Origin of the sequence: Pseudomonas sp. NCIMB 10586 (assembly GCF_023127895.1) — a bacterium.
Classification (GTDB): Bacteria; Pseudomonadota; Gammaproteobacteria; order Pseudomonadales; family Pseudomonadaceae; genus Aquipseudomonas; species Aquipseudomonas synxantha_A.
In genome coordinates, this window is sequence record NZ_SPKQ01000010.1 from 22,945 (window position 1) to 43,274 (window position 20,330).

Annotated in this window: 14 protein-coding genes; 8 read left to right on the top strand and 6 right to left on the bottom strand. The window is 61.7% G+C overall.

Annotated elements, in window-relative coordinates; all coding sequences use genetic code 11:
* The first annotated feature begins 57 nt into the window (after positions 1-57).
* Positions 58-4,305: a DEAD/DEAH box helicase gene (locus E4P01_RS05370; protein WP_216090374.1), complete on the top strand. Its 4,248-nt coding sequence runs from the start codon at positions 58-60 to the stop codon at positions 4,303-4,305.
* 107 nt (positions 4,306-4,412) lie between these two features.
* Here the strand turns inward: E4P01_RS05370 and E4P01_RS05375 are convergent, their stop codons facing one another.
* Positions 4,413-6,491 carry a mechanosensitive ion channel family protein gene (locus E4P01_RS05375; protein ID WP_032879232.1) on the bottom strand — a complete coding sequence of 693 codons (2,079 nt, stop codon included), beginning with the start codon at positions 6,489-6,491 and terminating at the stop codon, positions 4,413-4,415.
* A gap of 269 nt (positions 6,492-6,760) precedes the next feature.
* Between E4P01_RS05375 and E4P01_RS05380 the strand changes: the two genes are divergently transcribed.
* The 4 genes from E4P01_RS05380 to E4P01_RS05395 are packed head-to-tail and all read left to right on the top strand — an operon-like array spanning position 6,761 to position 10,665.
* On the top strand, positions 6,761-7,687 hold the full coding sequence (locus E4P01_RS05380; protein ID WP_216090375.1) for a DUF72 domain-containing protein: 927 nt from the start codon (positions 6,761-6,763) through the stop codon (positions 7,685-7,687).
* The gene (locus E4P01_RS05385) at positions 7,684-8,460 is read left to right on the top strand and encodes an endonuclease/exonuclease/phosphatase family protein (RefSeq protein ID WP_032879229.1); all 777 of its coding nucleotides are present in this window, start codon (positions 7,684-7,686) and stop codon (positions 8,458-8,460) included. The genes E4P01_RS05380 and E4P01_RS05385 overlap by 4 nt, the downstream gene beginning before the upstream one ends.
* Positions 8,457-9,719 (top strand): cardiolipin synthase ClsB, encoded by a 1,263-nt coding sequence (clsB, locus tag E4P01_RS05390; RefSeq protein WP_032879228.1) that lies wholly within the window; start codon positions 8,457-8,459, stop codon positions 9,717-9,719. Before E4P01_RS05385 ends, clsB begins: the two co-directional genes overlap by 4 nt.
* Positions 9,709-10,665 (top strand): lysylphosphatidylglycerol synthase domain-containing protein, encoded by a 957-nt coding sequence (locus tag E4P01_RS05395; RefSeq protein WP_005791882.1) that lies wholly within the window; start codon positions 9,709-9,711, stop codon positions 10,663-10,665. Before clsB ends, E4P01_RS05395 begins: the two co-directional genes overlap by 11 nt.
* A 3-nt stretch (positions 10,666-10,668) precedes the next feature.
* Here the strand turns inward: E4P01_RS05395 and E4P01_RS05400 are convergent, their stop codons facing one another.
* From E4P01_RS05400 to E4P01_RS05410, 3 genes are all read right to left on the bottom strand, one after another.
* Entirely contained in the window at positions 10,669-11,424 is a 756-nt protein-coding gene (locus E4P01_RS05400; RefSeq protein ID WP_032879226.1) for an alpha/beta fold hydrolase, read from the bottom strand.
* Positions 11,414-12,523 carry a DUF3182 family protein gene (locus E4P01_RS05405; RefSeq protein WP_216090376.1) on the bottom strand — a complete coding sequence of 370 codons (1,110 nt, stop codon included), beginning with the start codon at positions 12,521-12,523 and terminating at the stop codon, positions 11,414-11,416. Before E4P01_RS05405 ends, E4P01_RS05400 begins: the two co-directional genes overlap by 11 nt.
* A gap of 171 nt (positions 12,524-12,694) precedes the next feature.
* Positions 12,695-13,666: a GlxA family transcriptional regulator gene (locus E4P01_RS05410; RefSeq protein WP_078822455.1), complete on the bottom strand. Its 972-nt coding sequence runs from the start codon at positions 13,664-13,666 to the stop codon at positions 12,695-12,697.
* A 96-nt stretch (positions 13,667-13,762) separates the two neighbouring features.
* On the opposite strand from E4P01_RS05410, the gene E4P01_RS05415 reads away from it, so the two are divergent.
* On the top strand, positions 13,763-14,326 hold the full coding sequence (locus E4P01_RS05415) for a cysteine hydrolase family protein (protein WP_078822456.1): 564 nt from the start codon (positions 13,763-13,765) through the stop codon (positions 14,324-14,326).
* A gap of 21 nt (positions 14,327-14,347) precedes the next feature.
* On the opposite strand, the gene tam is transcribed toward E4P01_RS05415, so the two are convergent.
* Together tam and E4P01_RS05425 are read right to left on the bottom strand one after the other, a co-directional pair.
* Positions 14,348-15,109, bottom strand: a complete 762-nt coding sequence (gene tam / locus E4P01_RS05420) for a trans-aconitate 2-methyltransferase (protein ID WP_216090377.1) — start codon at positions 15,107-15,109, stop codon at positions 14,348-14,350.
* A gap of 86 nt (positions 15,110-15,195) precedes the next feature.
* Positions 15,196-16,665 carry a PLP-dependent aminotransferase family protein gene (locus E4P01_RS05425; RefSeq protein ID WP_148853977.1) on the bottom strand — a complete coding sequence of 490 codons (1,470 nt, stop codon included), beginning with the start codon at positions 16,663-16,665 and terminating at the stop codon, positions 15,196-15,198.
* A gap of 316 nt (positions 16,666-16,981) precedes the next feature.
* On the opposite strand from E4P01_RS05425, the gene E4P01_RS05430 reads away from it, so the two are divergent.
* Together E4P01_RS05430 and E4P01_RS05435 are read left to right on the top strand one after the other, a co-directional pair.
* The gene (locus E4P01_RS05430; RefSeq protein WP_005791889.1) at positions 16,982-17,989 is read left to right on the top strand and encodes an SGNH/GDSL hydrolase family protein; all 1,008 of its coding nucleotides are present in this window, start codon (positions 16,982-16,984) and stop codon (positions 17,987-17,989) included.
* Positions 17,990-18,108: 119 nt separating this feature from the next.
* Entirely contained in the window at positions 18,109-20,313 is a 2,205-nt protein-coding gene (locus E4P01_RS05435; protein WP_216090378.1) for an iron-containing redox enzyme family protein, read from the top strand.
* The last annotated feature ends 17 nt before the right edge of the window (positions 20,314-20,330 follow it).

Here is a 20,330-nt window from a genome sequence, read left to right on the forward strand (position 1 = left end):
CGTCACGGATAAAGTACGTGTTTGCAACTTGTTGGAGCAGGTGGCATCAATCACTTCATGAACCTTCCCGAATCAACGGCCAGCGCACTGGACGGTTTTCACCCCGCCGTCAGTGCCTGGTTTTGCAGCACCTTCCCCTCGGTGACCGGCGCCCAGGCCCAGGCGTGGCCGCTGATCCGCCAGCGGCGGTCAACGCTGATCGCCGCGCCCACCGGCTCGGGCAAGACCTTGACGGCCTTTTTGGCGGTGCTCGACGATTTGGTCCACCAAGGCCTGGCCAACGGCGGGCAACTGCCGGACGAGACCCTGGTGGTGTATGTGTCACCGCTCAAGGCGCTGTCCAACGACATCCAGATCAACCTGCAGAACCCGCTGGCCGGCATTACCGAGCAACTTGAAAAGCTCGGCCTGCCGCCGCTGGTGATCCGCACCGCCGTGCGCACCGGCGACACCCCGCAAAAAGACCGCGCACAGATTCGCAAGCGCGCGCCGCATATCCTGGTGACCACGCCCGAATCTCTGTATGTGCTGCTGGGTTCGGATTCCGGCCGACACATGCTCGCCAGCACGCGCACGGTGATCGTCGATGAGATCCATGCCATCGCCGCCGGCAAGCGCGGCAGCCACCTGGCCTTGAGCCTGGAGCGCCTGCAAGCGCTGTGCGCCGAGCCATTGACCCGTATCGGCCTGTCAGCCACGCAAAAACCCATCGAAGCGGTCTCGCGGTTTTTAGTCGGCACCGACCGTGAGTGTGCCATCGTCGACATCGGCCATGCGCGCCCACGGGACCTGGATATCGAAGTGCCGCCAGTGCCGCTCTCGGCGGTGATGGCCAACGATGTGTGGGCCCTGGTCTACGACCGCCTCGCGCAATTGGCCCGCGAACACCGCACCACGCTGATTTTCGTCAACACCCGGCGCCTGGCCGAACGCCTGGCCCGGCATCTGAGCGAGCGGCTGGGCAAGACCGCCGTGGCCGCCCACCATGGCAGCCTGGCCAAGGAACTGCGCCTGGACGCCGAGCAACGGCTCAAGGCCGGCGAACTGCAAGTGCTGATCGCCACCGCGTCCCTGGAGCTGGGCATCGATATTGGCGAGGTGGACCTGGTCTGCCAGATCGGCTCACCCGGCTCGATCAATGGCTTTTTGCAACGCGTCGGCCGCTCCGGGCACCAGGTCGGCGGTACGCCCAAAGGGCGCTTGTTTGCCACCACCCGTGACGACTTGATCGAATGCGCCGCGTTGCTCGACTGCGTACGCCGTGGCGAGCTGGATACCTTGCATATTCCAGTGGCGCCGCTGGACGTGCTGGCCCAGCAGATCATTGCCGAAGTCAGCGCCCGTGAATGGCCGGAACAGGCGCTGCTGGCGCTTGTTCGCCGCGCTGCGCCTTACGCCGAGCTGGATGAGCGCCACTACCAGGCCCTGTTGCAGATGCTCAGCGAGGGCTACAACGGCCGCCAGGGTATCCGCAGCGCCTACCTGCACCGTGACGCCGTGACCCACACCCTGCGCGGCCGCCGCGGTGCCAGGCTCACCGCCGTCACCAGCGGTGGCACCATCCCGGACAACGCCGACTACAGCGTGTTGCTGGAGCCTCAGAGCCTGAACATCGGCAGCGTCAACGAAGACTTCGCGGTGGAAAGCATCGCCGGCGACATCTTCCAACTCGGCAATACCTCTTACCGCATCCTGCGGGTCGAAGCGGGCAAGGTGCGTGTCGAGGATGCCCATGGCCAACCGCCGACCATCCCGTTCTGGCTGGGCGAAGCACCCGGGCGCAGCAACGAGTTGTCGGTGGCGGTGGCGCGCTTGCAAGGGCAAATCGACAGCTTGCTGGGTGCCACGCCCGGCGACCTGCAACCGGCCCTCGACTGGCTAACCGGCACCCTGGGCCTGCATCGCGCCAGCGCCGAACAACTGCTGGATTACCTGGCCCGATCGCGCCAGGCCCTGAGCGCCCTGCCCTCCCGGGACACGTTGATCATGGAGCGGTTTTTCGACGCGTCCGGCGGCACCCAGTTGATCATCCACACGCCGTTTGGCAGCCGCATCAACCGCGCCTGGGGCCTGGCGTTGCGCAAGCGCTTCTGCCGCACCTTCAACTTCGAGCTGCAAGCGGCGGCCAGCGAAAACGCCATCGTGCTGTCACTGTCCACCAGCCACAGTTTTGCCTTGGATGAGGTGTGGCGTTACCTCAACAGCAACAGTGCTGAACACCTCCTGATCCAGGCCGTGCTGGATGCGCCGCTGTTCGGCGTGCGCTGGCGCTGGAATGCCGGCGTGGCCCTGGCGTTGCCGCGCTACACCGGTGGGCGCAAGGTGGCGCCGCAGATCCAGCGCATGAAGAGCGAAGACCTGATCGCCAGCGTCTTTCCGGACCAGATCGCCTGCCTGGAAAACCTCGCCGGCGAGCGCGAAATCCCCCATCACCCACTGGTGGAACAAACCCTCGACGATTGCTTGCATGAAGCCATGGACAGTGAAGCCTGGCTGGCACTGCTGCGGCGCATGGAACGCGGGGAAGTCCGATTGATCAGCCGCGACCTGCCCGCCCCTTCGCCCATGGCTGCGGAAATTCTCAGCGCCAAGCCCTACACCTTTCTCGACGACGCCCCGCTGGAAGAGCGCCGCACCCAGGCCGTGCTCAACCGACGCTGGAGCGACCCGCAGAGCACCGATGACCTGGGCGCACTGGATGCCGAGGCTATCGCCGGCGTTCGCGAAGAAGCCTGGCCCGCGCCCGATGGCGTAGATGAAATGCATGAAGCGCTGATGAGCCTGGCGTGCATCGCAGCCCCTGAAGTTGCGCCGCAATGGGCCGCATGGCTGCACGCCTTGGCCAAGGCCGGGCGAGCCTGTCAGTTGCACAACGGCATGTGGGTCGCCGTTGAGCGCTTGAGTTGCTTGCAGGCGCTCTACCCTAACGATTTGCCACTGCTGCCCGGGTTCGACGAGCCCTGGGAGTTTGATGACGCGCTGTTAGAAGTACTGCGTGCGCGCCTCAGTGGTTTTGGCCCGTTGAACTTGGTCGAAATCGCTGCCCCCCTGGCGCTGCCCGTGGCGGCAATCACTCAGGCCCTGTCGCGCCTGGAGCAGGAAGGCTACGTGCTGCGCGGGCACTTCAGCCCCGGTGCCACGCAGGAACAATGGTGCGAACGTCACTTGCTGGCACGCATTCATCGCTACACGGTCAAGCGCCTGCGCCGAGAGATCGAGCCGGTGGCATTGCAGGATTTCATGCGCTTTCTGTTCGATTGGCAGCACCTGTCCGACAGCACCCGTGGCCAGGGCAGCGCCGTATTGCCGCAGATAGTCAGCCAACTCGAAGGTTATGCCGCCGCCACGTCGGCCTGGGACACTGACCTGCTCAGCGCGCGCATCAAGGATTATTCATCGACCTGGCTCGATGACCTGTGCCGCAGCGGCAAGCTGGTATGGACGCGCTTAAGCAACAAGGCCGGCGCCATGGCGTTGCGCAGCACCCCGGTGGTTTTGCTCCCCCGTAGCCAGGTAGCGTTGTGGAGCGGGCTGACCGAGCCCACCGACAGCACCACGCTGTCGCCCAAGGCGCAGAAAGTCCACTCGGCCCTGCGCGAACACGGCGCCTTGTTTTTTGATGAACTGGTGCACGAGGCCCACCTGCTGTGCAGCGAGCTGGAGACAGCCTTGCAGGAACTGGTAGGCGCCGGCCTGGTGAATGCCGACAGCTTCGCCGGGCTGCGCGCCCTGACCACGCCCGCCAGCAAACGCCAGGCCCGCAGCAGTCGGCGTGGGCGCGGAGCGTTTGTCGGCGGCATGGATGATGCCGGTCGCTGGGCCTTGGTTCGCCGTTCAGCCAGCGCTGCCGGCCCACATTCGGCCGAGACCCTGGAGCATGTGGCGATGACCCTGCTGCGCCGTTACGGCGTGGTGTTCTGGCGCTTGCTGGAACGCGAGGCGGATTGGTTGCCGAGCTGGCGTGAATTGCTGCGCACCTTCCATCGGCTGGAGGCACGCGGGGAGATTCGTGGCGGGCGGTTTGTCAGTGGGTTGGCGGGCGAACAGTTTGCGTTGCCGGAGGCGATACCCTTGCTGCGCGAGGTGCGGCGGCGGGCACATGACGGGAGCTTGATCGCGGTGTGCGGGGCGGATCCATTGAACCTTGTGGGCACGCTGCTACCGGGGGCCAAAGTGCCGGCGGTGAGCGGTAATCGGATTGTATATCGCGATGGGCTGCCGGCGGCGGTGATGGTCGCCGGCAAGCAGCAGGTGTTGCTGGAGATGGATCAGCAGGCAGTGCAGGAGAAGTTGATCAGGCGCTGACCTTTAGGCCCTCATCGGGAGCAAGCCCCCTCCCACATTTGAATGTGTTCACACATCAAAATGTGGGAGGGGGCTTGCTCCCGATGGGGCCGGAACAGCCACTCTCATCATTGCGGCCTGGCTTGCTCGGCCTCTGGCTCATCCTCCTGCGCCACACGCTTGGGCAACAACACCTGCTGTGGATAAGTCTGCGCAAAATGCACCTCGTCACAGTTATCCACAAGCTTTTTCAAGCGCTGATTGAACGCTCGACTCACCGCATATTGCCCACCCGATACTGTGCGGAATTGCGCCGTGAGCACCACGCCATTGAGGTCCATCTTGTCCACGCCGAACACTTCCAGTGGCCCTTGCAGGTTGTACTTGAGGAACACGTCGTCACGAATCGACTGGCCTGCTTCACGGATCAGCTCCACGGCCTTGTCCACGTCGGTGTCGTAGGTGAACTGCACCGAGAAGAACGCATAGGCGAATTGGCGCGACTGGTTGGTGACCGCCTTGATCTGCCCGAACGGTACCGAATGCACAAAGCCCTTGCCGTCGCGCAGGCGAAGGGTGCGGATGGTCAAGCCCTCGACGGTACCGGCGTGGCCGGAATCGAGCACCACCCAGTCGCCGATGGAGAGCGTGTCTTCGATGATGATGAACAGGCCGGTGATCACGTCCTGCACCAACTGCTGGGAGCCAAAACCAATCGCCAGGCCGACCACCCCCGCACCCGCGAGTAACGGCGCGACGTTGATACCCAGATTGGCCATAGTGGTGATCGCACAGATAACCACCAGAATGATTTTCACCGCATTACGCAGCAGCGGCAGGATGGTTTTGACCCGCGTACTGGGCTGGCGGCTGGAACGTTTGTTCACCGGGGGCTTGAGCGCTTCCTGAATCGCCGTATCGAGCACCACCCAGAACAGCCACGTCATCAGCAGGATCAGGCCGATACTGCTGAGCGAATCGCTGATCGCACGGCCCACTGAGTTGCGCTGGGCAAACTCGAACAGCGACACGCCCCAGATACGCCCCAGTATCTCGATAAAAGCGATGGCCATCACAATGCGCAATATCGCGTGCAACAGGCTGAGAAAGCGCTCCTTGTAGGCACTGCTGCGCTGTATCGCCACTTGGCTGCGCGACTTGAACAAGTGTTGCAGCACCGTGCTGAGAAATACCGTGCCGATCAGCAGGATGGTGGTCAACAAGGCGCAGCGCAGGGCCTTTTGATTATCGTCGCCGGCACCGATCAAGTTGATCGCCGAGACCAGTACCATCAACAGGATCGGCCAATACCACAGCCCGGAAAATACCCGCAGCGATTGCTGCAACGCCGGATGCTTAAGGCGCTGCGCCAACGGCCGGTTACGAATCAAATGCGCCACCGGGCGACGCAGGCGAACCACCAGCACACCGAAGATCACTGTCGCGAACAGCCCGGTAAACACCGCAACGCTGCTGGTGATGTTGCCGCCCAGCTGCCGGGCGATCTGCGGGCTGGTGAGCGCGTCGCTGAGGGCGGCAAGAAAGCCGATCAGGAACAGCGGTTTGGGGCAATAGTCGCGAATGATCTGCACCGCCGGGCGCTTGTGGCCGACATTGAACATGACGATCACGCACAGCAGCATGGAGGTGGAAAAGATGCCGCTACTGGTGGCGTAGGCAAAACACAGCGCCAGTGCCCGTCCTACGGAAGAGGCGAGAAAATGGCTGACATACAGCGTCAATGGCAGGCAGATAACCGCAGGGATGGTGTAAGGCACCACATACCCCAGCACGCCCAGCAAGCGGGCCCGACGGCGAAAAAAGGCGCGCAGGCTCAAGCGCCGCACGATAAAGCGCCCCAGTAACGTCAGCAGCGCAAAAGCACCCACCCAAACGGCGGATAACAGCAGGAAATCCCCTGCCACACTCCACGGCGAGCGTGCGGCGGTCTGGTCGACCAGCCGCCCGACTTCATTCGCGGCCCGGTCGGCCCGCAGGCGCCACTCGTCGATAAAGTTCTGGTTCAGATCGAGCTTCTGTTGCACATCATCAATGCTGGAACTGATGGCCCCGAGCAGGCCGCCCTCCACCAGCAACTCGGGCTTGGCCGCCGCGTCGGACTCAGGCGCGGTGGCAGCAGCTTGCAATGCGCCGCTGCCGCAGAACAGCAGCGCCCCTAGCAGTAATGCAGTCTTTAAATTCAGCAAAACAGCGGGCTCCTTCAGAAGGGTCTGTAAGGAACTGACGGGTTTGAGCCTTGATCGTTCCCTGTGTTTGCGGGCATGTGATTCAAATTGCGGGAGGGGGCTTGCTCCCGATAGCAGGCTGTCAGTCAGCAACTTCATGACTGATGCACCGCTATCGGGGGCAAGTCCCCTCCCACATTTCGCACCCCGTACCGTCTGTAGGAACGTGGAAACTTTCCGCCAAATATCGCAGTCATCCCATAACGCACCCCACCTCCACAGGAGCAACCATGGCGGCGATTCATATCGGCATTTCCGGCTGGCGCTACACGCCCTGGCGCGGGGACTTCTACCCCGACGGGCTGACCCAGAAACGCGAGTTGCAGTTTGCGTCACGCGCCGTGAGCAGCATTGAAATCAACGGTTCTTTCTATGCGCTGCAAACCCCCAAGCGCTATGCGCAGTGGTACGCCGATACGCCTGAGGGATTCATGTTCAGCGTCAAGGCGCCACGCTATGTCACGCATATCCTGCGCTTGCGCGAGGTGCACAAGCCCGTGGCCAATTTCTTCGCCTCCGGGGTGCTGGAGCTCAAAGAAAAACTCGGTCCAATCCTTTGGCAGTTCCCGCCCAGCTTCAAATTCGACGCCGCACTGTTCGAAGCCTTCCTGGCCGATTTACCCACCAACACCCAACAGGCCGCCGCCCTCGCCCGCCAGCACGAGCCGCGCCTGAACGGCAAGGCAAGCATGAAAGCCTATGGCAAAAAACCCTTGCGCCATGCCGTGGAAATTCGCCACATGAGCTTTGCGGTACCGGAGTTTGTGCAGCTGCTGGACAAGTACGGTGTTGCCCTCGTAGTGGCTGACACCGCCGGCAAGTGGCCCTATATCGAAGACGTCACCGCCAACTTCATGTACCTGCGATTACACGGCGACAAGCAGCTCTACGCCAGTGGCTATACCGATGAAGCGCTCAAACGCTGGGGTGACCGTATCGAGCGCTGGGCGCACGGCAAACAACCGGCGGATGCGCACCTTGTCGCCCCGCAACGCAAACCCCGCGTGCGCAAACAGCGTGACGTGTTCTGCTTTTTCGACAATGACATCAAGGTGCGCGCGCCTTTCGATGCGCGCCAGTTGTTACAGCGCTTCGGGCTGGACAAGCACCTGCTCACGGCACCCGGGCAGTTGCCGGAACCGGGAGTGTTGCCATGACTCACCCCGAGCTGATCCCCGTGCCCCCCACCACCGCCATCACGCGTTTTACCGTGCTGACGGTGAATATCCATAAAGGCTTCACCGCCCTGAATCGACGCTTCATCCTGCCCGAACTGCGCGAAGCGGTGCGCAGCGTCGGTGCCGATATGGTGTTCCTGCAAGAGATCCACGGCACCCACGAGCGCCATCCCCAGCGCTATAGCGACTGGCCGAAGATGCCGCAGTACGAATTTCTCGCCGACAGCATCTGGCCGCAGTTTGCCTATGGTCGCAATGCGGTCTACCCCCATGGCGACCATGGCAACGCGCTGCTGTCAAAATTCCAGATCATTCGTTACGACAACCTCGACATCTCCCAAAGCGGCCATGAGAACCGCGGCCTGCTGCATTGCGTACTGCGCCTGCCGGGCGGCGAACGCGAGGTGCATGCCATCTGCATCCACCTGGGCTTGCGCGAGGTACATCGCCAACAGCAACTGCGCTTGCTTGAGCAGCGTATTGGCCAGATCCCGGCGGATGCGCCCCTGGTGGTCGCCGGCGATTTCAATGACTGGCGGCAAAAGGCCGACCTGAGTCAAAGCGGCCTGCAGGAGGTGTTCATCCACGCCCACGGCAAGCCTGCGCGTACGTTCCCGGCACGCCTGCCGTTACTGCCGCTGGATCGCATCTATGTGCGCAACCTGACCATCCACAACCCGCGCGTGCTCACCACGCGGCCGTGGTCGCACCTGTCAGACCATGTGCCCCTGTCGGTGGAGATTGAGTTATGAGCATTGCGGTAGAACATATCGCCACCGACCAGCCGCCGGATGACAGCAAGGCCCGCGACCTGGACTACGGCTGGCAGAGCGGCAATCGTGTGCAATTGCTGGAAAATGGCGAGGCCTATTTTCCCGCGGTGTTCGAGGCCATGCGCGACGCCCAGCGGGAAATCCTGCTGGAGACCTTCATCCTCTTTGAAGACAAGGTCGGTCATGAGCTGCAAGGCATTCTCATCGAAGCCGCGCAACGCGGGGTCAAGGTGGTGGTCAGCCTTGACGGTTTCGGCTGCGGCGAACTGAGCCCGGCCTTTCTGCGCGCACTGGCTGAAGCCGGCGTGATCGTGCAGATGTTTGACCCGGCATCCAAAACCCTCGGCATTCGCACCAACTGGTTTCGTCGCCTGCACCGCAAGATCGTGGTGGTGGACGCTAGCGTGGCGTTTATCGGCGGGATCAATTTTTCCGCTGATCACCTGGGGGACTTCGGCCCCGAAGCCAAGCAGGATTACGCGGTACAGATCATCGGCCCGGCAGTGGCCGACTTGCACCATTTCGCCCTCGCCCAAAGTGGCCGCCAGGTGCGCGCCCGTAGAGGTTGGCGCCGACGCCAGCAACGGCCTTCGCCATGGGCAGACGAGCACGGCGACGGGATGGTGCGCCTGATTTATCGCGACAATATCCAGCATCGCGACGACATCGAAGAAGCCTATATCCACGCCTTGAGCCAGGCCCGGCAGCGGGTGGTAATTGCCAATGCCTATTTCTTCCCCGGCTATCGCTTGCTGCGCGAGATTCGTAACGCAGCGCGCCGGGGCGTGCAGGTGCAGTTGATCATGCAAGGCCAGCCCGACGTGCTGCTGGCCAAGCTGGCGGCGCGCATGCTCTACGACTATCTGCTCAAGGATGGCGTGGTGATTCACGAGTACTGCCAACGCCCGTTGCACGGCAAAGTGGCGCTGGTGGACGACGAATGGAGCACCGTGGGCTCAAGTAACCTCGACCCGCTGAGCCTGGCGCTGAACCTGGAAGCCAACGTGCTGATTCGTGACCGCGCCTTCAACCAGCAGCTGTACCAGAGCCTGGAAGCCCTGGCACGAGACCATTGCCAGACCATGCCGGCCAAGCGCAAGCCGCGCCTGTGGTTGTGGCGCCTGACCGTGGGGTTTCTGGTGTTCCATGTCATGCGCCACTTTCCCGCGCTGGCGAGTTGGTTGCCGGCACACAAGCCGCGTTTGAAACCCATTGAGAGTCCGGCCCATGACGTCTGAGAAAAACGGCTCACGGTTCCAGCGCTGGAAGAAGCCCCTGACCATTGCGTTCTTCCTGCTGCTGATCGTGCTCTTCACCCTGCTTGCCCGGCGCATCGACTGGAGCGAAGTGCTGCAGACGTTGAGCGACTTCAAAGTCAGCACATTGCTGATCGCCGGCGCCCTGACGCTGTGCAGTTTTATCGTGTACGCCTGCTTCGATCTGATCGGCCGGACCTACATTCGCCAGCCCCTGCGCTGGAAGCAGATCCTGCCGGTGGGCATTATCAGTTATGCGTTCAACCTCAATCTGAGCGCCTGGGTCGGCGGCATCGCCATGCGTTACCGGCTGTATTCGCGATTGGGGGTAAGCACCAGCAATATCGCCAAGATCCTCGGCCTGAGCCTGGCCACCAATTGGTTCGGCTATATGGCCTTGGCCGGGGTAGTGTTCAGCAGCGGGCTGGTCACCCTGCCACCGGGTTGGAAGCTCAGCACCGGCGCTCTGCAAGGTGTGGGCGTGTTGCTGGTGATCGCGAGCCTGGGTTACCTGGCGGCGTGCCGGTTTTCGAAAAAACGTGCGTGGTCGATCCGCGGCATCGAGATCAATTTGCCGTCGCTGCGCATGGCCTGCCTGCAACTGGCCCTGGGCGCCTTGAACTGGTCACTCATGGCAGCGGTTATTTTTACCTTGCTGCCCGCCAAACTCGATTACCCGCTGGTATTGGGCGTGTTGCTGATCAGCGCGATTGCCGGTGTGGTCACCCATATACCCGCCGGGCTTGGGGTGTTGGAGGCAGTGTTTATCGGGTTGTTGCAGCATGAGGCGTCGCGCGGGAGTCTGCTGGCCGGGTTGATCGCGTATCGGGCAATCTACTTTATTTGCCCATTGCTGATTGCGTTGGTGATGTACCTGGGGGTGGAGGCCAAAGCCAAGGCGTTGCGGGTGAAGAAGACACCCGCTTAACGTCTATCGGGATTGGATAATGCTCAACCGCTCACCCACTACCATTTCGGTAATCCAGTCCACCAGGATCGAGGTATAGGCCTGTTGCGACACCGGGTCGCTCAAGGCATGGTCCGCGCCGTCGATGATGCGGTGGGTCAGGGAATGAGTCTGCTGGCACGCCGCGCGATAACTCATGATGGTGGCATGGGGCACATGGTCGTCGGTTTCCGATTCGACAATCAGCACATCACCGGTAAATTGCGCGCAGGCGTGCAGGGCACGATTGGTTTCGGCACGCACCAAGGTGCCGCGGTAATCCATCAGGTCGGCTTTATCCAGCTCGCGCTTGGGCTTGAGCCATTCCTGGTCGCGGTACAGCGCGGGCACCCGCAGCGCCAGCCAACGCACGGGGCGCAACGAAGTGAGAATTGCCGCCAGGTATCCGCCATAGCTGGTGCCCACCACCGCCACTGCCGAGGTGTCGATGGCCGGGTGGGACAGCAGCCGGTCGTAGGCGGCCAGCAGGTCGCGCAGATTGTCTTCGCGGGTGACGCGCGATAAGGGAATGCCGGTGCCGGCGTGCCCCCGCAGGTCGAAGGTCAGGCATACACAACCCAGCCCCGCGATGCCTTTGGCGCGTTCCAGGTCGCGCTCCTGGCTGCCGCCCCAACCGTGCACAAACAATACGCCGGGCACTTTGGACTTGGGGCTGAGGAATGTCCCACTCATCTGTTCATCATCTACATCGATACTGATGCTCTCGCTTCTAGCCGTCATAAGATTGAACCGTCACATACTTGAGAAGAAAGTCGCTGTTTTCGGCCGGGCCTCGGTACACCTCAATGGCATCCGCCGGCAGCGCTTGATCCACGTAGGTTTCCACCGAGGACACGCGGATGGCCTTGAGGCTCGGGTTGTTGATAAAACTCTGCAGCGCCGCGACTTCCGCGCTGCTGGCCCCGCCCATGCGCCAGGACTGTTCGAGCACGCCGCTACGGCGCTGGCCGTTACTGTCCAGGCCCTGGGCGATGTCGTAATTGCGCCGCGAGGCGTAGAACCCCGGGTAGGCTTCGTCGGCAGCATTATCGAAAACCCGGGCTTGCTCGATGGCTTGCCGCACATCGTCAGGCAGGGCCAATTGCAGCAAGTCTTCATAGTAGCCGGGCACGACAAGCAAATTGGAGCCGCCGTAGACCTCCTCGCCCTGCCCGTCCCGGGTCAGGTATTGCTCGCCGCAATAGCTGAATACGTGCTCACCGATAAAGCTCTGGCCCACGCTGTGGGTAACCACGTCGTGCAGGTCTTGTTCCAGCACCACGCCGGCGCTGAACAACTTTGCGGCGTCAGGACGCGCCACTATCGCGTCGAACTCATCGAGACTGTGGATAACTTCCTGGCCCCGTCCAGCACAGGCGTGCACCGGTTTCATACGGATCGGGCCACTATAGAGCAAGCGCGCGGCGGCGGGCTTGGCGCCTTCCAGGGCGAACACACTCAAGCCATCCAACACAACGTCGCGTACGCGCTCGCAGAAGATCGGCGACCAACCTTCAGGTGCCTTTGCTTCAGGGCTCAACAGGCCGTGGCTGATCGCTTTGGTACAAATGAAATCGTGATCGACATAGCCCCCCCACAAATCTTCCGGCCCTCTGACGTCAAGCTTCAACGCCAGGGCGGGACCGACCAGAGTTTGCGTGGGTAGCAGGTACAGCTCGCGACCGGCGTGCATCTGGGGGTCGTAACTGCCACCAAACTTGAGCCCCAATATCTGCGCCAGCCAGCGGGCCAATGCGCGGTTGGTTTCAACCTCATGCAATGGCGCACCTTCGCGCGTCGAGTGTGCGACCACCAATTTGTTGCGATTTGTCGGGGTCATGCGTCCCCCTTGGCTATCCCGCCATGTGTGTGGTGGGAAAGTTGCAGGGATCAGGCCAACGCGGCTTTGTGAGGGATGTTTATCAAATCAATGAGTTGCACTAAAAGCGATGGCAGTTAGCCTGCTCTATTCTGCACGACGATGCCCCAACCCCCCTGCGTTCTGCACGATTCAAACGCCAAACCGGGTGCGGTAGTCGCTGGGGGTCAAGCCAGTAATCTTCTTGAAGAGTGCACGAAAAGCGCTGGGGTCCTGATAACCCACGGTCCAGGCGATGTGGTCGATCGTGCCGTTGGTGAACTCCAGCATCTGCCGCGCCTTGCCGACCCGCAGATGCTGGCAGTACTCGGTGGGTTTAAGCCCCGTCGCACTGCGAAAACGGCGCAAAAACGTGCGCTCTTCCAGGTTTGCCGCCTGCGCCATCGCCGCCACCGAAACATCCACTGCGCCACTGGCTTGCAGCCAATGCTGGACCTTCAGGATCGCACTGTCGCCATGCCTGAGGATCGGCGCAAAGTTGCTTCCGCACTGGCGGGCACTGTCGCTGTGTTCGATCACCAGAAAACGCGCAGTGTCGGCGGCGACACTGGGCCCCATCAGCCGGTCGACCAGGCGCAGGCCCAGTTCGGACCAAGCCATCAGCCCGGCGGTGGTGATCAGGTCGCCGTCATCGACGATGGGCTTATCCGCTTCCAGGCGCACTGCCGGGTAACGGGCCGCGAAGGACTCCGAGGACGACCAGTGAGCGGTGGCGCTACGCCCATCCAACAGACCGCTACGCGCCAACATGATCGAGCCAATGCACACACCGCCAAGCACCGTGCCGGCAGCATGCTGCTGGCGGATCCACTCCAGCAGTACGGGCGGCGCCTGGTCTTCGGTGAACTCGCCAATCGACGGCGGTACCAGCAGAGCCATCATCGATTGGGCCGGCGCTGGGTGGCTGTCGAACACGCGCGCAGGCGTGCCGTGGGCGTCTACCTGCCAGTGGCTGACCCGCAGCAGCGGCAGTTGCGCAGATTGGTACTCGGCGGCGATGCGATTGGCGACCCCGAACAGGTCGGTCAGGCCATGCACGGCGGCCAGTTGCGCGCCCTGATAGATCAATACACCCAGTTCGAGCGTCGCGCGTTCCACTGCCATTGTCAGTTTTCCCCCTGTTATTGTCGGTGCGGCCAATTCTCAACCTCGGCGCCAGCTAAGATACTGGGCCCATCAACCCATCAGGAGGCAACATACATGGCCAAGCAAGCGCTCATCCTAATCGATATCCAGAACGACTACTTCCCTCAGGGCAAGTGGCCGCTTGACGGCGTAGAAGCCGCGGCGGACAAGGCGGCGCAGGTGCTACAGGCATTTCGACAGGCAGGCGATGCGGTGATTCACGTACGCCATGAGTTTGAAGGCGACGACGCGCCGTTCTTCACGCCCGGCTCCGACGGCGCCCGCTTGCACGACAAGGTGTTGAACGAGGGTGATGAACCGGTAGTGCTCAAGCATTTTGTGAATGCGTTTCGCCAAACCAATCTGCGCGAGTTGCTGGAGCAGCGCAGCATCACCGATCTGGTGGTGGTCGGCAGCATGAGTCATATGTGTGTGGACGCCGTGGTGCGGGCGGCGGCGGACCTGGGCTATAAGGTCACGGTGATCCATGACGCTTGCGCTACTCGCGATCAGGAATTCAACGGCCAGGTGATTCCAGCGGCGCAGGTGCATGGGGCGTACATGGCATCCTTGGCATTTGGCTATGCGGGCGTCATGTCGGCGCAGGAATACTTGCAGACGCAAACGGCGGCCGCGTGACCGCCACTTACGCCGATCACGTTAGCGTGTCGCGATGATGAACAGGCGCGGAAAGGGCAGCAACACAGTGCCATCGGCCAGGGCTGGATAAGCCTGGGCAATTCGCGCCTGGTATTGCTGCAGGAAGGCGGCCTTTTCATCGTCGGTCAACGGCGCAAGAAAGGGCCGCAATGCCGACGCTTTGAACCACTCCACCACCGCCGCATGATCTGCCAACGGGTGCTGATAGGTGGTGCGCCACACATCCACCGTACTGCAGTGCTTACTCAGCAATTCGTAGTAGTAACTCGCGGTGTGCCGCTCATTGTGTTTGACCGCGCCGATCTTCGCCGACCATGGGCCGTCGGCCGCCACTTCGCGGGCCAACCGGTGGGCAGGCTCGTCGAGATTGTCCGGGGTTTGCACCGCCAGCGTACCGCCAGGGTTCAGTTGGTTGATCAAGTGCGGGTATAGCACGTCATGGTCGGGCAGCCATTGCAGTGAGGCATTGGCCAGAATTACATCGAATTTTTGTGCTGGATTCCAGGCGCCGATATCTGCCAGTTCAAAGCCCAACGCCGGCAAGCGCTCGCGGGCGTCGGCCAGCATGTCGTCGGAGCTGTCCATGCCGGTGACTCGCGCTTGGGGAAAGCGCTCGGCCAGTACCGCTGTAGAGTTGCCCGGCCCGCAGCCCAAGTCGACGGCAGTGCGCACGTCGGTTTCGGGAATCGCCGCCACCAGGTCACGGACCGGGCGAGTGCGCTGTTGTTCGAACAGGGTGTACTGCTTGGCAGACCAGGTCATCGCTGCTTTCCTTCTTGTCAAAGAGGGCTACAGCCTAAATCTTGTGATCCTTGAGAACAAATGCCGCCAAGTGAGCACGCAACCGATCAAAACGCAGAGGGCTGAGGCTGCCATTGTTGCGCGGTGAGGGGGTTGTCCAGCTCCATCTGTATCAACTGGCCAACGGTTTGCCCGACCTTTTGCACGGCCATCTCGACCTTGCGGGTGGGTGGGTTGGCGAAGTTCAGCCGGATGCAATTACGGTATTTTCCCGCTGCCGAGAAAATATTGCCGTTGGCCACCTGCACATCCTGCGCTTCCAACAGTCGGTTGAGGGCGTAGGTATCGAACTCACCGGGCAATTCGACCCACAGCGTAAAGCCGCCCTGAGGCTGGCTGACGCGGGTCCCCACCGGGAAATAGCGGTTGACCCACTCACTCATCAGATCGCCGTTGCGCTTGTATTGCTTGCGCATACGCCGCAGGTGCAACTGGTAATTACCCTTGGCGATAAATTCGGCCACGGCCAATTGCGGTTGGGTGACGGTGGCGCCAGAGCCGATGAACTTCATATGCAGCACCTGGGGCAGGTAACGCCCCGGAGCGATCCAGCCGACGCGCAGGCCAGGGGCCACGGTCTTGGAAAACGAACTGCACAACACCACGCGGTTGTCTTCATCGAAGGACTTGAGCGAGCGTGGCCGCGGATAGCGATGCGACAGATCACCGTAGATATCGTCTTCGATGATCGGCACGTCAAAGCGTTGGGCCATGCGGATCAGCTTGAGCTTGCGCTCGTCGGGCATGATGTAGCCCATGGGGTTGTTACAGTTGGCGGTCAATTGGATGACCTTGATCGGCCACTGCTCCAGGGCCATCTCAAGGGCTTCCAGGTTGATGCCGGTCACGGGGTCGCTGGGGATCTCCAGCGCCTTGAGACCGGCCGCCTTGAGGATCTGCATCATCCCGTAATAGCTCGGCGAGGCGATCGCCACGATATCGCCGGGCGCGCAAATCGCGCGGATTGCGGTAGACAGGGCCTCCTGACAGCCACTGGTGACAATCAGGTCGGCCGGGGTCAGGCGAACACCCGCATCGATGGACAGCCGGGCGATCTGTTCGCGCAAGGCCAATACACCCTGGATGTGGCTGTATTGCAGGCTGGTGTTGTCGCTGCGCCGGCTGATACGGGCCATGGCGGTCAGCAGCGGCTTGAGGGTCGGCACGCTGATGTCCGGCATACCGCACCCCAGTTGCACGATACCGGCGCCTTGATCGAGGCGTATCAGTTCCTGGACCATGTCCCATTGGGAAATGTCCACCGGCCGCAGGATGGGTCGGCCCATCTGTGGCAAAGGTGCCACGCGCCGGTCCGACGGCACGAAATAGCCCGACTTGGGACGCGATACCGCCAACCCCGAACATTCCAATACACGGTAGGCCTGTTGCACGGTCGTCAGGCTGACGCCGTGCTCATGGCTGAGGGTGCGTACAGATGGCAACCGCTCACCGGGCCCGTACAGGCCCTGCTCGATGCGGCTGCTGATGAATTCGGCGAGGTTCAGGTATAGAGTCATAGGCCCGACTGTAGCTTCTGATCTGTCGCTTAAGAAGTTACAGATTGGCCTTTTTTTGAAAAATTTTCAGCATGAAACCCCAATCTGTATTCAAAAGATTGAGTTCTGCTGTATCTGCAATACACGTCGTGGCCTTGGGATGATAGGTCCCATAACAGTGCACGAGACCTTGGACAAGGTTGGTACAAATGTAGTTACAAAATAGTAAAGCAGCACCGTACGCACCAAATTTTCAGAAATGCCCTACAAAGCAAGCACCTGACAAACCAACCAGGTGTTTGAATCTGCCCAGCGAATACCAAATGGATCAAGCGCTATGACGACAAGGACGACGCTCACACCGCAGATGGCCGAGTACGAACAGAAATTCACCGATGCCGGTGAAGTTCGATGGCTGCCCTATTTGATGTACTTCCACCCCACTGACCATGCTTCCCCCGTGGTCAATACCGATTCATCCGGCTTTCGCTACTCCGAGTCATTGGGTACCCGCTATTCGGTGGTCGACGGTATCAAGGGTAATGGCCCGGTACGCCTGTTGGCGGGCAGCTCCACCGTGTTCGGCATTGGCGCCAGCGCCGACAGCTGGACCCTTGCTTCGCGCCTCACGAAGAACGATCCCCGTGGCCAGCGCTGGGTCAATTTCGGCGGCCGCAGCTTCAACTCTACCCAAGAGCTGGTGCTGTTCACCCTCAACCGGCACCACCTGCCCAAGGTGGATGAAATCGTGCTGTTCTCCGGTTTCAACAACCTTGGCCTGGCACGTCAGCCTCACGCCTATCGGGGCGAGCACGGCGCGTTTTTCAACTGCCATCAGTTTTTCGATGCCTTGACGCCACAGCAGCCGACCGCCAGCAACTGGAGCCTGTCGAATCTGTTCGGCAAGCCTCAGGAGCCCGAGCAACCCACGCCGCCGTCGATGCAGGAACAGATCGACTACGCCGCCAACCTGACCTTGCAGCACCTGGATATCTGGCGCGCCCTGGCCACCGACATGGGTGCGAAGCTGACGTTCATCCTGCAACCGCTCGCCGGCTGGGTCCGCGAGACCGGCAGCCATGAGGAAGAGCAACTGTTTGCCGAACTCGACCAACTCGGTAATTTCACCGAGGTGTATGGCGACATCCTGCAAACCTCGGTGCGCGAAGCCTACGCCCAGCGCTTGCGCGACGGGGCGCGGGCCATGGGGGTGGAGTTTGTCGACATCACGCCATTGCTGGCCGAGGCACTGGGCCCGCAAGACTGGCAGTTCGTCGACCGCATCCATTTCACCGATGCCGGCAACGACCTGGTTTCAAAACTTATTCTCGATGTCACCCGCTAAAAGGACTTGCACATGAAATCCATCAAGAAGTTTTTCCAGCGCCTGTTTGGAAAAAAGAAGAAGAAACCTGACTCCTCCATTTATCCGATGTTCTGACGCGGCACTGGAAGGTAATGGCTATGGATGGCTCGATTCCAACACGCATCCCCGCAGACGACAGGTGGCGCGAACTCTATCGTTTGGCGCTGGAGCCTGAATGTTTCCTGGATACGGAGTACCTCGACACCCTGCTGGGCAAAGACGTCGAGCCGGTGCAGTTGCCGCTGCTGTCACAGCGGATCGATGCGTGGCAGTCGGAACAGGCGTCGGCGTATGCCGGCGCCGCCACCGCTGCCGTCGAACAGCACAACGCTCGCGCTTTTGCCCAGGCATTGGCGGTTTATTCGGCACCGATGGCCTCGGTGCTCGGCTGCTGGCTGCAGGGCCTGAGCGCACCCGGGGTATTTGAAGACCCCGCGCAGCTGCGCCTGATGCAACTGTTTGCCCATGACATCGGCGTCGGCTACCCGAACGCCTCCCGCGGCCATCACTTCAACGCGTTGTTGGGCCAGCTACAGCTGACCACCTACGCCTTGGCGCCGGCGCAATTGGCGACTCTGCCGGACCTGCATGACGACGCGTTCGAACTGCCCGCGCTGTTGCTTGCCCTCAGCCGGCGCAGCGATGCCTACGGTGATGAACTCTGCGGTGTCGATTGGGCCTTGCGCGCCGTCGGGCTTTGCCCGGGCTGGGCAGCCATGGGCCAGCTTGAAGGGCTGGCGCTGGAACTCGGCCGGCTGGATCTGAGCGCGTCATTCCCCGGCCTGGAACCGGCTTCGTTGCGCCATATCAGCCAATGGGTCGCGCACCGCATCATCGAGCAGGGCGAAGAGCGCCAGGCCCGTCTGCTACGCGGCGCCAACTGGCTGTTCGGCGCGCTGCAACGCTGGAATGCGCGGCTGTATAACGCCTCGCTGACGGCCACTTCGCCCCAACAGGCCATGGCGCATTTGATGCAGCGTCTGGCGCGGGTGGGCGCGGTGTATCACCAGAATTACCTGATTGAAGGGCGCAGCCTGGCGCTGTGGATCGAAGAAGCGCAGCGCGACCCGTTGCCCCTGCTGGATGTGCTGTCGCGCAGCCGTTTGATCGTGCCGGGCAACTCGAAAAAAAGCCTGCTGGTCACCAGCCTGGTGGCGCCGACCGGGCGCATGTTCCGCATCTTCAGCGAGGCAGACTTGAGCGTGATTCGCCAGTGGATCGACTGGTTGCCCCAGGCTGGCGCCACGCCGCAACTGCCACGCCAGCCAGTCGACAGCGCCGCCACGGTGCCCCGCCCTGACTCAGCCAGCCCTGTCGACACCGGACACTGGCCCAAGAGCCTGCGCGAAGCCTATTTTGTCTTGCAGGGGCGTGCGCTGCAGCCGGCCACCCGCCAGTTTGCCCATGCCTATGTGAGCCGTTGGCTTGAGCGTTCGCGCCAGTCGCTGAAGACGTCCGAGCGCCAATTGCCCGACCAGTGGGGCCCCAATGTGCTGCGCGCCTGGTTGCTGGACAAGCATGACCAGAACGGCCAACAGTTCGATGACAGCGACCCGGCGCAAATGCCCAGCCGTGAAGAAATCATCGAGTCGACCCTGCAACTGGCGCCGCTGACGCTGATCGACGGTGCGTGGCTGCAAGGCTTTACCGACCTGGGGCTGGCGTCTTCCCACGTGGGCTACACCCTGTTCCAGACCTATTGGGATGAATTGGGCAACGGCATCGAGGCGCTCAATCATCCGAAAATTTATCGCGATGGCCTGCGTGACATGGATTTCGAACTGGCCCCCACCGGTAGCCGTGAATTCGCCGAAGACCCGCGCCTGGAGGAAGACTCCTTCCGCCTGCCCGTGTATTGGCTGTGCCTGGGCAAACTGCCGATGACGTTCATGCCCGAAGTGCTCGGCATGAACCTGGCGATGGAGCTGTCCGGCGTGGGCGGCAGCTATCGTTCGGCGCGGCGCTTTTTACGGCACTACGGGTTCAGCACGGCGTTCGTCGACCTGCACAACACCATTGATAACGTGTCCACCGGACATTCGGCCTGGGCTGCCGATGCGATCGATGCGTACATGCGTGCGTTGACCAGTGCCGAGCAGGTCGCCGCGCAATGGCAGCGCGTGCGCGTGGGCTATGAGTCCCTGGCGCCGATGCCAGGCAAATGGGCCTCGATGTTGCGTCGCTTGCGCCTCTCATCGGCCGACCATGTACTCCCGCGCCCAACCCGCACAGCGGCTTCAAAAGGCTATCTGCATCACTTGCCGATCACGCGGCAGGTATTGCTGCAAACCCACGAACAATAACGCCACGAGGAGCAATT